Genomic DNA, 11927 nt, shown 5'->3' with positions numbered 1-11927 from the left:
CTGCAGCAGTTGCGCCCGACCTAAAACCTTGTGGCAGCTTCATGCGCCGAGACCATCATGTTCGATCCCGGTTCGCTCATCCAGCCCACACATCAGATTTGCATTTTGAATTGCTTGTCCCGCCGCGCCTTTTCCGAGATTATCAATGGCAACCGAAACAATCAGACGATTAGTGTGTTCATCGACAGCGACCTGTAACTGCATTTTATTACTACCGATTAACGAATGTGTCTTAGGCATCTGGCCTATAGGTAAAACATCGATGAAATAGGAATCACTATAAGCCTGCACGAAAATTTCATGCACAGATTGTGTTGATAATGGATTGATTAACGTAGCTGTAATCGTTGACAAGATACCTCTGGGCATAGGCGCCAGAATCGGAGTAAAAGAGATTTTTGCCAGTTTTTGAGCAACGGCCGACAATGCCTGCTCGATTTCAGGGATATGTTGATGTACTCCCCCGAACTTATAGGAACTCATAGAGTTCATGACTTCGCTACCTATGAGATTTACTTGTGCACTTCGTCCAGCACCAGTTGTTCCTGAAGCGGCGACGACAACTATGTCCTCTGAGTTAATCAGATGCATTGCCGGTGCGATACCCAAAGCAATTGACGTTGCATAACAACCTGGGTTCGAAACCCTCATCTGAGTTGCAATTGCATCACGTTGGCCTTGGCACAGCTCTGGCAGTCCGTAGACCCAAGCACCGGCATGGACGCCTCCGTAATATTTGTGCCAGTCATCGGCGCTTTCTAATCGAAAATCTGCACCGAGATCAACGATTTTCACTCTCTGTGGAATCTTTCCAATGAGCGCGGAGGATTCACCGTGAGGCAGTGCAATAAAAACTAGATCGAAATCCGAGAAATCTAATGAATCAACAGGTTCAAAATTGCGTCCGGCATATTTTTGAAGCTGTGGGTGCACCGAAGTTATCGGCGCTCCTGCATGCGAATGCGCGCTGACGGCTACAACCTCAAAATTTGGATGTCCCGACAAAATCCGCAGGAGTTCTCCCCCGGCATAGCCACTACCACCTATAACCGCTGTTTTCATTCATTTAGCATAAATCAAAAGCGTGATTTATGCAAACACTTGCATATTTATGCGGTACGAACTACCGCCCCACATTTAGCAAAGGCCACTGCGGTAGCCGCCTCACGCATGACTGAAACCTCATCGCCTGTAAGAGTTCTATCAGGGGCACGAAAAGTTAACGTGAAGGCCAAAGAAATCTTCCCATCCCCAATCTTGTCGTAGCGATCAAAGCAGGTAATGGATTCAAGAAGGGCTCCAGCGCCTTCCCGAAGGGCGGCCTCTACAGATTGGGCGCTCACCGTTGCGTCAACAATAAGTGCTACATCTTGAAGCGCTGCAGGCATTGTTCCTACTTTAATTGGTCGCACTAACTGCGATTGCGGTAAAGCGTTCAGGGCTACGGCAAATGCCACTGAACGTGCGGGCAGACCATATGCCGCGAGAATGCGGGGATGAAGTTCGCCTGCGTGAGCTACGGCTTTGCCGTCAATGATCAATTCAGCGCACCGACCTGGATGCCAAGGTGCTAGATCAGATCGTGCTACCGTCCACTGTAGATTACACAGTTCTAAAATATCTTCAGCAAGAGCAATGGCATCTGCCCATTTGTATTCACGCGAGTTACCCAACCAACTCTCATTTTCTACTTTTCCTACTAACACACCGGCAACGTGATAGCCCTGTGGCGGGACACTGCCAATAATCTCATCAATTAATTTCTGCTCTGGTCGCGCTGAAAGCTGTGGAGAAATGGCGGGAACTAACTTTTTAGAGCTTCGGAAAATCGAGCCCATCTCAAAGATCGCAAAATCCTTAGCACCGCGATTGATATTGCGCTGTGCAACTTCGATTAAGCCAGGGACAAGGTGTACACGCATAAGCGGGAACTCTTCAGACATGGGGTTAGCGATGCGATAAGTCGCTGCACGTTCTCCGATGAAACCCATTGAATCGATTGTTGCTTGATTAGTGAATGGAAATGTCTGCACCTCAGCTAAACCACGACTGGCAAGCATTGAGGCTATCGCTCTTCGACGCTTTTGATCAGGAGTCATGCGTGCATGCAAAGGACGAGGAGGAAGCAGCGATGGAATTGCGTCGTAACCAATCATTCGTGCAACTTCTTCAGCGAAATCTGAAACCGTTACTAAATCAAAGCGCCACGACGGAGGATCGACTTCAAAGTTATTTTCGTCAACATCACAACCGATAACCCGTAAAACTTCAGCAACCTTTTTGGAGGTGATTTCAAAGCCAAGAATCGCTGAAATTTTCGCAGGATCTATGGTCACTACTGGTGCATAGCGCGGCTGTCCAGCGACGGAGGTTGCCACATGTAGGGCCGAGCTATGCGCGCTCAAAAGTTGAACACAGCGAGCAGAGGCAAATTCAGCCAAGGATGGATCTACGCTGCGCTCAAATCTACGCGAAGCTTCGGAGGAGATTTTGTGACGACGCGAATTCTTGGCAATTGAGGTTGGATCAAAACGAACCGCTTCGAGGGCAATATCGGTAGTAGTGTGCGAGATTTCAGAAAAAGCGCCACCCATAGTGCCGGCTAAAGCTAAAGATTTTTCATCATCGCAGACCATCAGATCATCGGGATCTAATTGGCGTACCTGACCATCTAAAGTTGTAAAAGATTGAACTTCGCCGGCGCGCTTAACGATCAAGCCGCCTTTAATCTTTGAGGTATCAAAGGCGTGTAAGGGCTGACCGAGTTCGAGCATGACATAGTTTGTAACATCGACCACTAACGAGATTGAACGCATCCCCATTTTTTCAATCCGTCGACGCATCCACAGCGGCGTAGTTGCCTTCGGATCAAAGTTAGTAAGCGTTCGCAGATAGAAAACCGATGCCGTGGATGGGTCAGCGATTGTTGCGCGCACTCCTTGGCCGCTCTCCTTAAACTCAAGGTTGCGTAGTGCCTCAACTGGGTCGATAAATTTAAGTCCGAGTGCCCCCGCGACTTCACGGGCCATGCCTCGAATGCTGAGGGCATAACCGCGATCTGGATTGATTGATACATCGAAAATTACATCGTTAATCTGCAAACCCACAATGGCGTCCGCGCCAATTTCTACGTCATTATTATTTAAAACCATGATCCCCGCATGGTCATCACCGATGCCCAATTCACGAACTGAACAGATCATTCCATTGGATGTTTTACCGTACGTATCTCGTGCAGTGATCGTGAATCCACCAGGCAATACCGCGCCAGGCAGCGCTGCCACAACCATATCCCCGACAACAAAATTTGTTGCACCACAAATCACAAAACGGGTTGTACCTTCACCACAATCGATGCCGACGTAACGAATTGGTTTTTTAAACTCAGTAATCTCTTCAATCGAAAGCACTTTTGCAAACACAAGTGGCCCAGTAATGTCTGAACCTTGTTCGATGATCTCCTCAACTTCAAAACCGACCCGAATCAGGGCATCAGATATTTCCGCTGCCGTTATTGAGGTAGGAATATCAACAAACTCTTTTATCCACGACAAAGGTGTCAGCATTACAGGCCAACTCCAAACTGGCGGGTAAAACGAAGATCGCCTTCGACAATATCGTGCATATCGGTAATGCCGTGACGAACCATTAGCGTTCGCTCTAGCCCCATTCCGAAAGCAAAACCGCTATACACATCGGTATCGATTCCGCATGTGGCAAGAACCATTGGGTTCACCATTCCGCAACCGCCCCATTCAATCCAACGATTGTTGAAGAAAATATCTACTTCAGCACTTGGCTCGGTGAATGGAAAAAATGATGGACGCAATCGTGTTGTAACACCAGGACCGAACATATTGCTCGCAAAGTTATCAAGTGTTCCTTTTAGGTGCGCCATCGTGATGGCCTTATCAACGACTAAACCTTCTACTTGGTGAAAGACCGGACTGTGTGTGGCATCGAGTTCATCGGCTCGGAACGTGCGCCCTGGGCAAATGATGTAAATAGGAGGCGCTTGAGTAAGCATCGTGCGAATCTGCACTGGCGAGGTATGCGTGCGTAAAACCATGCCAGATTCAACGGGTTCAATAAAAAATGTATCTTGCATTGTTCGTGCTGGGTGATCTGCAGGCATATTTAACGCATCAAAGTTGAGCCAGCCAGATTCAAGTTCAGGACCTTCTTCAACAGAGAATCCCTGCTCTATAAAGAAATCTGAGACTTCATTTCTAATAATTGAAATTGGATGAAGCCCTCCGCGATGGGCTCGTTGCACGGGCAAAGTAACATCGACTACTTCTTCGAGCAAAACTTTTCGATCACGTTCAGCCTCTAATTTGGCGGTTGCCTCTGCTAAAGCAGAGGCGATTGCAGCTTTGGCATCACCTATTAGTTTTCCAAAACTCGCTTTATCCTCCGGAGCCATACTTCCCAGCGCACGTGATGCTAAAGAAATCGGTGATTTATCTCCGGTGTGTGCTAACCGTGCAATTTTGAGGGCGTCAAGATCGGCGGCGCTATCGAAAGCGGACCGGGCATCTGAAATCCAGGTGCCAATCTCTTCATCGCGCATAGGGGTGAGTCTATCGGGTCGAACTTTAGATGGTGTGCATATTTGCTAAGTGGTACATGGTTATAGATGCCGCTGCCGAAAGGTTCAGAGATTCAGCCGATCCGGGCATTGGGATATGTACCGATTCAATACTCGATAAAGATTGATCACCGTGTAATCCTCGAGCCTCGTTACCAAAAATCGCCAAACAATCGCGTGTAGTGGTGAAATCAGCTAGCCGCTTTGAACCATTAGCACCGAGAGTAAATGCGTGAAGTGGATGTGACATGAGAAGGCTTTGAAGATCAAGAGACTCAAAAACAGGAATATGCCAGAGGGAACCGGCAGTACTTCGTACTACTTTCGGTGAATACATATCTACGCTACCTGGTGAAGTAATGACGGCATCCATCCCAAAAGCATCGGCCGAACGTAAAATTGTTCCAGCATTTCCTGGATCCTGAACCTCGGAGAGATAAATAAATTTTCTAGATCCATCAAGTGGTATGGATTCCAAAGAGTTTTTTGGGATTTCGCAAATCGCAAGAATGCCTTGAGGCGTAATAGTCTCTGACATCGCACGCATAACATCGTCAGAGACATCAACTGTTTGCAAGAGTGATAGATCGGTGAATTCATCGAGTTTAACTCGAGCGTTTGCAGTTAAATAAAGCGTAGATATCCGCGGACCTTGATTCGAATTGATAGCTTCGCGAAAACATTGGAGACCTTCGGCAACAAATGCACCTGCCGCCCGCCGTTCTTTAGCCCCACGTGAACCAATAAGAGCCTTAACTCGCGCAACATGTGGCGAGTTAAGGCTCTCAATCATTGGCGAAAGTTAAGCTGAAATGAGGCTCTTGCGAGCAACATCTACAAGGGTCTTAAAAGTTGCTGGATCATTTGTTGCAAGATCAGAGAGAACACGACGATCTACTTCAACACCGGCGGCTTTTAGGCCTTGGATGAAACGGTTGTAGGTCAGACCATGTGCACGGCAACCAGCATTAATGCGCTGAATCCATAAACGACGGAAATCGCCTTTTTTATCTTTACGGTCATTGAATGCGTAGACCATTGAGTGCGTGACTTGCTCTTTCGCCTTTGTGAAAAGACGCGACCGTTGTCCCCGATAACCACTTGCACGCTCTAAAGTTGTACGGCGCTTCTTAGCTGCATGAACTCCGCGTTTTACTCTCATTTAATTCACGTTCCTTACTTCAAGCCAAGCATGCGCTTGGCTGTCATTGTGACTGTTGGTTTTGCTGACTGCTCGGTTGAGAGACGGCGTGTAATGCGTGAAGATTTACGCTCGAGTAAGTGTCGCTTCCCAGCGCGTTCGTGCATGATCTTTCCGGTACCTGTAACGCGGAAAGTCTTCTTAGCTCCGCTGTGCGTTTTCATCTTTGGCATCTTTATGCTCCATCCATTGTCTCTGCCGCTGCATCTGCTTTGGCTTTTCGTGCCGCCTTGGCTTCTGCAACTGCTTCCGTTTTCTTCTTCGTCGGTCCAATCACCATTGTCATATTTCGTCCCTCTTGCTTCGGGGCGAATTCAATGAATCCAAACTCTGCAATATCCGTTGCCAAACGTTGCAGCATTTTGTATCCAAGCTCTGGCCTCGTTTGCTCGCGACCTCGAAACTTCATCGTCACCTTCACCTTGTCGCCACCCTTGAGAAACTTCTCAACTTGATTACGTTTGGTTTCATAATCATGGGTTTCGATCTTTGGTGTTAAACGCACCTCCTTGACCACAATGTGGGTCTGGTTCTGTCGCGCCTCCCGTGCCTTTTGTGCAACTTCGTACTTGTATTTTCCGAAGTCCATAATCTTGCAAACGGGTGGATTGGCCTCTGCTGCGATCTCGACTAAGTCCAGACCTATCTCATCTGCCATTTTTAGCGCGGTATCGATGTCGACAACTCCTATTTGTTGGCCGGTATGCCCGATCAAACGAATTTGAGGTGTGCGGATTCGATCATTAATGCGTGGTTCGGTGCTGACTGTGTGCTCCTTCGGTTTAGTAAACGCTTTGGTGTTACAGCGCTGCATAAGAAAACCGCAAGGATGCAAAAAACTATTTACATCCGACGAACCAGCTCGCACGAGTGGCGAAGAAGGTGGGAGCGGTAACTCCTCTTGCAGTGAGCTGTTAGGCCACTGGTCTGTGGGAAAGGATACCTGAAGGCTGTGAAAGCAGGAAATCGCCTGGGTTATTAAGCGCCCATTGCGTGCAGGCCACCATCGACGTGAATGATTTCAGCGGTTGTCTTTGGAAACCAGTCTGAAAGCAGTGCCACTGTGGCTTGCGCCGCTGGAATTGGATCGGTGACATCCCACTCCAAAGGTGAGCGTTCATTCCATACTTTTTCAAACTCTTCAAAGCCGGGAATTGATTTGGCGGCCATGGTGCGGATTGGGCCAGCAGCGATTAAGTTAATACGTATATTTTCAGCGCCTAAATCACGGGCTAGATAGCGTGAGGTTGATTCAAGGGCGGCCTTGGCAACTCCCATCCAGTCGTATTTTGGCCAGGCTACAGAGGCATCGAAATCCAAACCGACGACTGATCCTGCGCCATTAAACAATGGTCGCGCAGCCATGGTGAGCGCTTTAAGTGAATAGGCAGATACATGAAGCGCCGTTGAAACATCTTCCCACGAGGTATTTAGAAAATTTCCACCGAGGGCGGCTTCAGGTGCAAAACCAATTGAGTGGACTACTCCATCTAGGCCTTGCGGGAAATGTTCGCGCACGCGAGCCTCTAATGCATTTAAATCCTCAGTGTTTGTAACATCAAGCTGGACAATCGGTGCAGGTTTAGGTAGTCGACCAGCGATGCGAGTTGTCAAGGAAAGTACGCGACCATAAGAGGAGAGCACAACTTCAGCACCTTGCTCCTGAGCAATGCGTGCAATATGGAAGGCAATTGATGCATCGGTTAATACTCCAGTAACAAGTATTTTTTTGCCGTCGAGGATTCCCATTAGTGTCCCATGCCTAATCCGCCATCAACTGGGATTAGCGCCCCAGTTATATAGCTTGCTTGTGGTGATGCGATGAATGTAACAACATCGGCTATCTCTTCTGCACTGCAGAATCGTCCCAGTGGAACCGATGCAGCAATCTCACTACGGCGCTTTTCATCCAATGTCGCTGTCATATCGGTTTCAACAAAACCCGGAGCAATTACATTTGCAGTAATTCCACGACTCCCAATTTCACGTGCGAAGGATCGCGCCATTCCAACTAAGCCAGATTTGCTAGAGGCATAGTTAACTTGACCGGCAGAACCCATTGCTCCAACTACAGAACCGACAAAAATTAGGCGGCCTCGCTTTATTTTGAGCAGCCCCCGTGTTGCACGCCGAGCGACACGAAAAGCACCTGTGAGATTTGCGTTAATGACATCATCAAAATCGGCATCGCTCATACGCATTACAAGGCCATCTTTAGTAATTCCTGCATTAGCAACGATTATCTCTGGAACCCCCCATTGGCTCTCAATAGAATCAAAGGCGCTATCTACACTCTCGGTAGATGTGACATCCATGAGCACGCAGTTAAATCCAATGGGAGTTGGACCGCTCCTATATGTGACTACAACATCATGACCGGCGGATTTAAGGGACTTCGCAATGGCCAAACCGATTCCACGATTGCCGCCAGTGACAAGGGCAAGTGAACTCATGAACTTTAATCTAGTGCCTACTGATAGGTATTGAAAAGATGCAGAGCTGCGTGGCTAGCAATAGGCTTGACGGCATGAGCGATGAGAAGGAGTTCTTTGAAATTACCAACGCTCCTAGAGCGTTAAGTAGTGATCAAGCATCTCGCCAAAAAAGATACTTCATCTCAATGATGATACGAACTGCCTGCTTTATTTTGACTGTCATTTTACCCAGTCCTTATCGTTGGGTTGCTTTATTCGGAGCGGTTGTCCTCCCATATTTCGCAGTGATAATCGCCAATGCGGGTCGCGAAACGATCACCCCCGGAACACATATTCGCGATGAGAATCCGCGTGCATTAAACTAAAGTAGGAGAATGCAACGCGAACCTTGGGCAATCTTCAAATCGGTTGTAGCTCTGGCTCTAATTGCAGCATGTTTATGGGCGGCCCAATGGCAGTATCAACGAGGGATAGATCGCCACGCGCGTAATTCAATGATCGCCGAGCACATTGCACTACCACCAACTCCACTTATTACAGTAGCTCGGCAACCAACTCGATTTGAGTGGCAGAGAGTCACTACCTCGGGAAAGTTCAACCCCAATGAACAAATACTTCTACGCAATAGATACTCAGAGGGCGTCTATGGATTCGAGGTATTAACGCTATTTACTTCAATCGATGGGAAAGTTTTTTGGGTGGATCGTGGTTGGGTAAAAGCGGGTAGAAATGCAACTACACCTCCGGTTGTAGCTAGCGTTCCCACAGAGATTGTGGAGATAACGGGGAGATTGCGCTTAGATTCATCGCTGCCGCGCGGTTCATTTTTTGCTCTACCGGCAGGTGGCGCAGGACTAGTAGGCGAGCTCAATGCCCAATCACGTATAGGTACTGAGAAATTCTATCTCGATCTACTTAGTGGATCTTTGCCAAACCTCACTCCAACAGTAACCGCGCAATTACCTGAACTCAGCGATGGCCCGCATATGGCATATGCCCTTCAATGGATATTTTTTGGAGGCCTGATTATTTACGGAAGAATTTTAATTCGCCGAGCCCGTTAAATCTTGACGGTTATAGAGATCGGCATACAACCCCCCAAGTGCAACAAGTTCATCATGTTTTCCTCGCTCGATTATAGATCCATTTTCCAATACAAGAATCTGATCTGCATCTCGAACGGTGCTTAAACGGTGGGCAATCACAATACTTGTTCGTCCTTTGAGTGCACTCTCTAAGGCTGCATGCACAAGTGATTCATTCTCCGAATCCAAATGTGCGGTCGCCTCATCGAGAATGACGAGTGCAGGCGATTTAAGAAGCAATCGAGCAATTGCTAGCCTCTGCTTTTCTCCACCGGAAAGGCGATGTCCACGTTCTCCCACCATTGTGTCAAAACCGTTAGGCAATGATTCTATGAGTTTCCAAATCTGCGCAGCTTCACATGCAGCCTGCATCTCTTCTAGAGTTGCATCGCTCTTGGCATAACGTAAATTCTCTGCAATAGTCTCATGAAATAGATGTGCATCTTGCATAACAACACCGATTGAGTTTCTAAGAGACTCTAAAGTTAAATCCCTAATATCGTGACCGTCGATAGAAATAGAGCCACTAGTAACATCATAGAGGCGAGGTATTAACGTGGTTATTGTTGTTTTGCCGGCACCTGATGGACCAACAAGGGCCGTTAAAGTACCGGGTTCGGCGGTGAAGGAGAGATTCTTGAGTACTTCTCCACTCTCAACGGTTTCTGCCTTGGCCACAGACTCTAAAGATGCCAGTGAAATCTCGTGTGCACGAGGATAGGCAAAGCCCACATTAGTAAAGGTTAATTGTGGATTACGGCCACTGTACGTTTGGGCGGCTTCACGATCTTTAACCATCGGCTCTAGATCCAAAACTTCAAAGACGCGTTCGAAAGAGACTAATGAGGTCATTACATCTAGGCGCACATTAGATAAGGCGGTCAAAGGGCCATAAAGGCGCGCAAGGAGCGCAGTGATGGCGAGCAAAGTTCCAACAGTGACTCCCCCGTTTATCGCTAAATGACCACCAATGCCATATGCAAATGCGGTAGCAATCGCTGCAACGCTAGTGAGAGCAATGAAGAAAAGTCGGTTAAGCATTGCAGTTTTAATTCCAATATCGGCAACTCTGCGCGCCCGTGAACGGAAATACTCTTGTTCGAGAGCTGGCCGACCATAGAGTGCCACCAACATGGCACCCGAAACATTAAAACGCTCAGTCATTGTGCTCGACATCTGCGCATTAACATCGAAGGATTCTCGCGTTAAAGCCTGCAATTTTCTCCCGACCCATTTAGTTGGTATCAGAAAAAGCGGTAAAAGCAAAAGTGAGAAGATAGTTATCTGCCACGACAAAATCAACATTGTCACGCCGACTAATACAAGTGAGACTACATTGCTTACTACTCCCGAAAGGGTTGCAGTAAACGCTTGCTGAGCACCCATAACATCAGAGTTAATGCGAGAGATTAAAGCGCCGGTTTGAGTTCGTGTAAAGAATGCGATTGATTGTCGCTGAACATGGGCGAAAACTAGAGCGCGCAAGTCATAAATTAACCCTTCCCCAATTCGAGAAGAAAAATAGCGCCCCAACATACTTACTGCGGCATCAGCGATAGCTAGTAGCCCTACCAGAAGCGCCAGTTCTGTCACAAGCGCCCCATTTTTAGGGATCACACCGTCATCTATTAATCGCAGAAGCAACAGCGGTGTCGCAACTATAAATCCGGCATCGACCACAACGGTGGCAAGAAATATGAAAATGCTCGTTCGATATGGCTTAGCAAAGGCAAAAATTCGCTTAACCGTTCCAGGCTTTAATCGTTGCGCTTTCACAGAAGGATCGGCGGTCATGGAGCGATGGGTCATCCAAGCGGCTTGCATTGACATGGCTCTAGCCTATGGATTCAGCGCTTAAACTGTAAATCCAAGGGCGCGAAGTTGATCACGACCATCATCTGAAATCTTATCTGGACCCCACGGTGGCATCCAGACCCAATTGATTTTTACATCGCTTGTCATCCCAGCCAAAGCTTGGCGAGTTTGGTCTTCAATAACATCTTGTAGCGGACAGGCCGCTGACGTGAGCGTCATATTTAAGATTGCAATATTTGCATCGTCCACCATTACGTCATAAATCAAACCAAGATCAACAACATTTATGCCGAGTTCTGGGTCGACAACATCTTTCATTGCCTCTGTTACATCATCTACGCTCGTTGTCATATCTCTCCTTAGTTCTTTGCCTGAGCTTGTATTGCTACGTCCTTAAATGCCATCCAGCCAAGAAGTGCGCACTTTACACGACCTGGAAACTTTGATACACCGGCAAATGCAACTGCATCTTCAAGGATTAATGGGTCACCAGTAGAAGTACCTTTACTACCCATGAGATCGGTAAAGTTTTTTACGATGAAAGTTGCTTCTTCCAAAGTTTTCCCCGTCAAAAGATCGCTCATCATTGACACGCTTGCCTGAGAAATTGAACAACCCTGTCCATCCCACGAAAGCGAGGTAATGCGATCGCCATCCAAATTAATATTCAATGTAACTTCATCGCCGCAACTTGTATTAACATGATGGACTTGTGCATCAAATGTAGAGTTTAATCCCTTGTGTTGAGGGTGCTTATAATGATCCAAAATAACCTCTTGATACAGGGAATCTAACTGCAT

The 11927-nt window shown here is 47.4% G+C and carries 14 protein-coding genes; 2 read left to right on the top strand and 12 right to left on the bottom strand.

Annotation, left to right across the window (positions count from 1 at the left end):
* Positions 1-39 precede the first annotated feature (39 nt).
* From argC to fabG, 9 genes are all read right to left on the bottom strand, one after another.
* Positions 40-1062, bottom strand: coding sequence for an N-acetyl-gamma-glutamyl-phosphate reductase (argC, locus tag Q8K48_02845; protein ID MDP1851337.1), 1023 nt, complete (start codon positions 1060-1062; stop codon positions 40-42).
* 47 nt (positions 1063-1109) lie between these two features.
* Positions 1110-3566, bottom strand: coding sequence for a phenylalanine--tRNA ligase subunit beta (gene pheT / locus Q8K48_02840; GenBank protein MDP1851336.1), 2457 nt, complete (start codon positions 3564-3566; stop codon positions 1110-1112).
* Positions 3566-4573 (bottom strand): phenylalanine--tRNA ligase subunit alpha, encoded by a 1008-nt coding sequence (gene pheS / locus Q8K48_02835; protein ID MDP1851335.1) that lies wholly within the window; start codon positions 4571-4573, stop codon positions 3566-3568. The genes pheT and pheS overlap by 1 nt, the downstream gene beginning before the upstream one ends.
* Positions 4574-4598: 25 nt before the next feature.
* Positions 4599-5384: an RNA methyltransferase gene (locus Q8K48_02830; protein MDP1851334.1), complete on the bottom strand. Its 786-nt coding sequence runs from the start codon at positions 5382-5384 to the stop codon at positions 4599-4601.
* 9 nt (positions 5385-5393) lie between these two features.
* On the bottom strand, positions 5394-5753 hold the full coding sequence (gene rplT, locus Q8K48_02825) for a 50S ribosomal protein L20 (GenBank protein MDP1851333.1): 360 nt from the start codon (positions 5751-5753) through the stop codon (positions 5394-5396).
* 14 nt (positions 5754-5767) lie between these two features.
* Positions 5768-5965, bottom strand: coding sequence for a 50S ribosomal protein L35 (gene rpmI, locus Q8K48_02820; protein ID MDP1851332.1), 198 nt, complete (start codon positions 5963-5965; stop codon positions 5768-5770).
* Between the two features lie 2 nt (positions 5966-5967).
* Entirely contained in the window at positions 5968-6606 is a 639-nt protein-coding gene (infC, locus tag Q8K48_02815) for a translation initiation factor IF-3 (protein ID MDP1851331.1), read from the bottom strand.
* A gap of 164 nt (positions 6607-6770) precedes the next feature.
* A complete protein-coding gene (gene fabI / locus Q8K48_02810) occupies positions 6771-7541 on the bottom strand; it encodes an enoyl-ACP reductase FabI (protein ID MDP1851330.1) in 771 nt (256 codons plus the stop codon).
* Positions 7541-8245 carry a 3-oxoacyl-ACP reductase FabG gene (fabG, locus tag Q8K48_02805; GenBank protein MDP1851329.1) on the bottom strand — a complete coding sequence of 235 codons (705 nt, stop codon included), beginning with the start codon at positions 8243-8245 and terminating at the stop codon, positions 7541-7543. Before fabG ends, fabI begins: the two co-directional genes overlap by 1 nt.
* 74 nt (positions 8246-8319) lie before the next feature.
* Between fabG and Q8K48_02800 the strand changes: the two genes are divergently transcribed.
* Together Q8K48_02800 and Q8K48_02795 are read left to right on the top strand one after the other, a co-directional pair.
* Entirely contained in the window at positions 8320-8592 is a 273-nt protein-coding gene (locus Q8K48_02800) for a DUF3099 domain-containing protein (protein MDP1851328.1), read from the top strand.
* Between the two features lie 9 nt (positions 8593-8601).
* On the top strand, positions 8602-9291 hold the full coding sequence (locus Q8K48_02795; protein MDP1851327.1) for an SURF1 family protein: 690 nt from the start codon (positions 8602-8604) through the stop codon (positions 9289-9291).
* Here the strand turns inward: Q8K48_02795 and Q8K48_02790 are convergent.
* Genes Q8K48_02790 through Q8K48_02780 form a run of 3 tightly spaced genes read right to left on the bottom strand, consistent with a single transcriptional unit; the run spans position 9271 to position 11927 of the window.
* The gene (locus Q8K48_02790; GenBank protein MDP1851326.1) at positions 9271-11142 is read right to left on the bottom strand and encodes an ABC transporter ATP-binding protein; all 1872 of its coding nucleotides are present in this window, start codon (positions 11140-11142) and stop codon (positions 9271-9273) included. The two genes, Q8K48_02795 and Q8K48_02790, sit on opposite strands and share 21 nt — an antisense overlap.
* A gap of 24 nt (positions 11143-11166) precedes the next feature.
* On the bottom strand, positions 11167-11478 hold the full coding sequence (locus Q8K48_02785) for a metal-sulfur cluster assembly factor (protein MDP1851325.1): 312 nt from the start codon (positions 11476-11478) through the stop codon (positions 11167-11169).
* 8 nt (positions 11479-11486) lie between these two features.
* Positions 11487-11927 carry an SUF system NifU family Fe-S cluster assembly protein gene (locus Q8K48_02780; protein ID MDP1851324.1) on the bottom strand — a complete coding sequence of 147 codons (441 nt, stop codon included), beginning with the start codon at positions 11925-11927 and terminating at the stop codon, positions 11487-11489.

The organism is Candidatus Planktophila sp. (genome assembly GCA_030681675.1).
GTDB lineage: Bacteria > Actinomycetota > Actinomycetes > Nanopelagicales > Nanopelagicaceae > Planktophila.
The sequence above is the reverse complement of the archived record's forward strand: the minus strand, read 5'-3'. Positions and strand labels throughout refer to the sequence as shown.

Bases quoted from the DNA above. Each gene is read 5' to 3' on its own strand.
- fabG (MDP1851329.1), bottom strand. From the start codon at position 8,245: ATGAGTTCACTTGCCCTTGTCACTGGCGGCAATCGTGGAATCGGTTTG.
- argC (MDP1851337.1), bottom strand. From the start codon at position 1,062: ATGAAAACAGCGGTTATAGGTGGTAGTGGCTATGCCGGGGGAGAACTC.
- rplT (MDP1851333.1), bottom strand. From the start codon at position 5,753: ATGAGAGTAAAACGCGGAGTTCATGCAGCTAAGAAGCGCCGTACAACT.
- fabI (MDP1851330.1), bottom strand. From the start codon at position 7,541: ATGGGAATCCTCGACGGCAAAAAAATACTTGTTACTGGAGTATTAACC.
- Q8K48_02790 (MDP1851326.1), bottom strand. From the start codon at position 11,142: ATGTCAATGCAAGCCGCTTGGATGACCCATCGCTCCATGACCGCCGAT.
- infC (MDP1851331.1), bottom strand. From the start codon at position 6,606: ATGCAGCGCTGTAACACCAAAGCGTTTACTAAACCGAAGGAGCACACA.
- rpmI (MDP1851332.1), bottom strand. From the start codon at position 5,965: ATGCCAAAGATGAAAACGCACAGCGGAGCTAAGAAGACTTTCCGCGTT.
- pheS (MDP1851335.1), bottom strand. From the start codon at position 4,573: ATGCGCGATGAAGAGATTGGCACCTGGATTTCAGATGCCCGGTCCGCT.
- Q8K48_02785 (MDP1851325.1), bottom strand. From the start codon at position 11,478: ATGACAACGAGCGTAGATGATGTAACAGAGGCAATGAAAGATGTTGTC.
- Q8K48_02795 (MDP1851327.1), top strand. From the start codon at position 8,602: ATGCAACGCGAACCTTGGGCAATCTTCAAATCGGTTGTAGCTCTGGCT.
- pheT (MDP1851336.1), bottom strand. From the start codon at position 3,566: ATGCTGACACCTTTGTCGTGGATAAAAGAGTTTGTTGATATTCCTACC.
- Q8K48_02830 (MDP1851334.1), bottom strand. From the start codon at position 5,384: ATGATTGAGAGCCTTAACTCGCCACATGTTGCGCGAGTTAAGGCTCTT.
- Q8K48_02800 (MDP1851328.1), top strand. From the start codon at position 8,320: ATGAGCGATGAGAAGGAGTTCTTTGAAATTACCAACGCTCCTAGAGCG.
- Q8K48_02780 (MDP1851324.1), bottom strand. From the start codon at position 11,927: ATGCAGTTAGATTCCCTGTATCAAGAGGTTATTTTGGATCATTATAAG.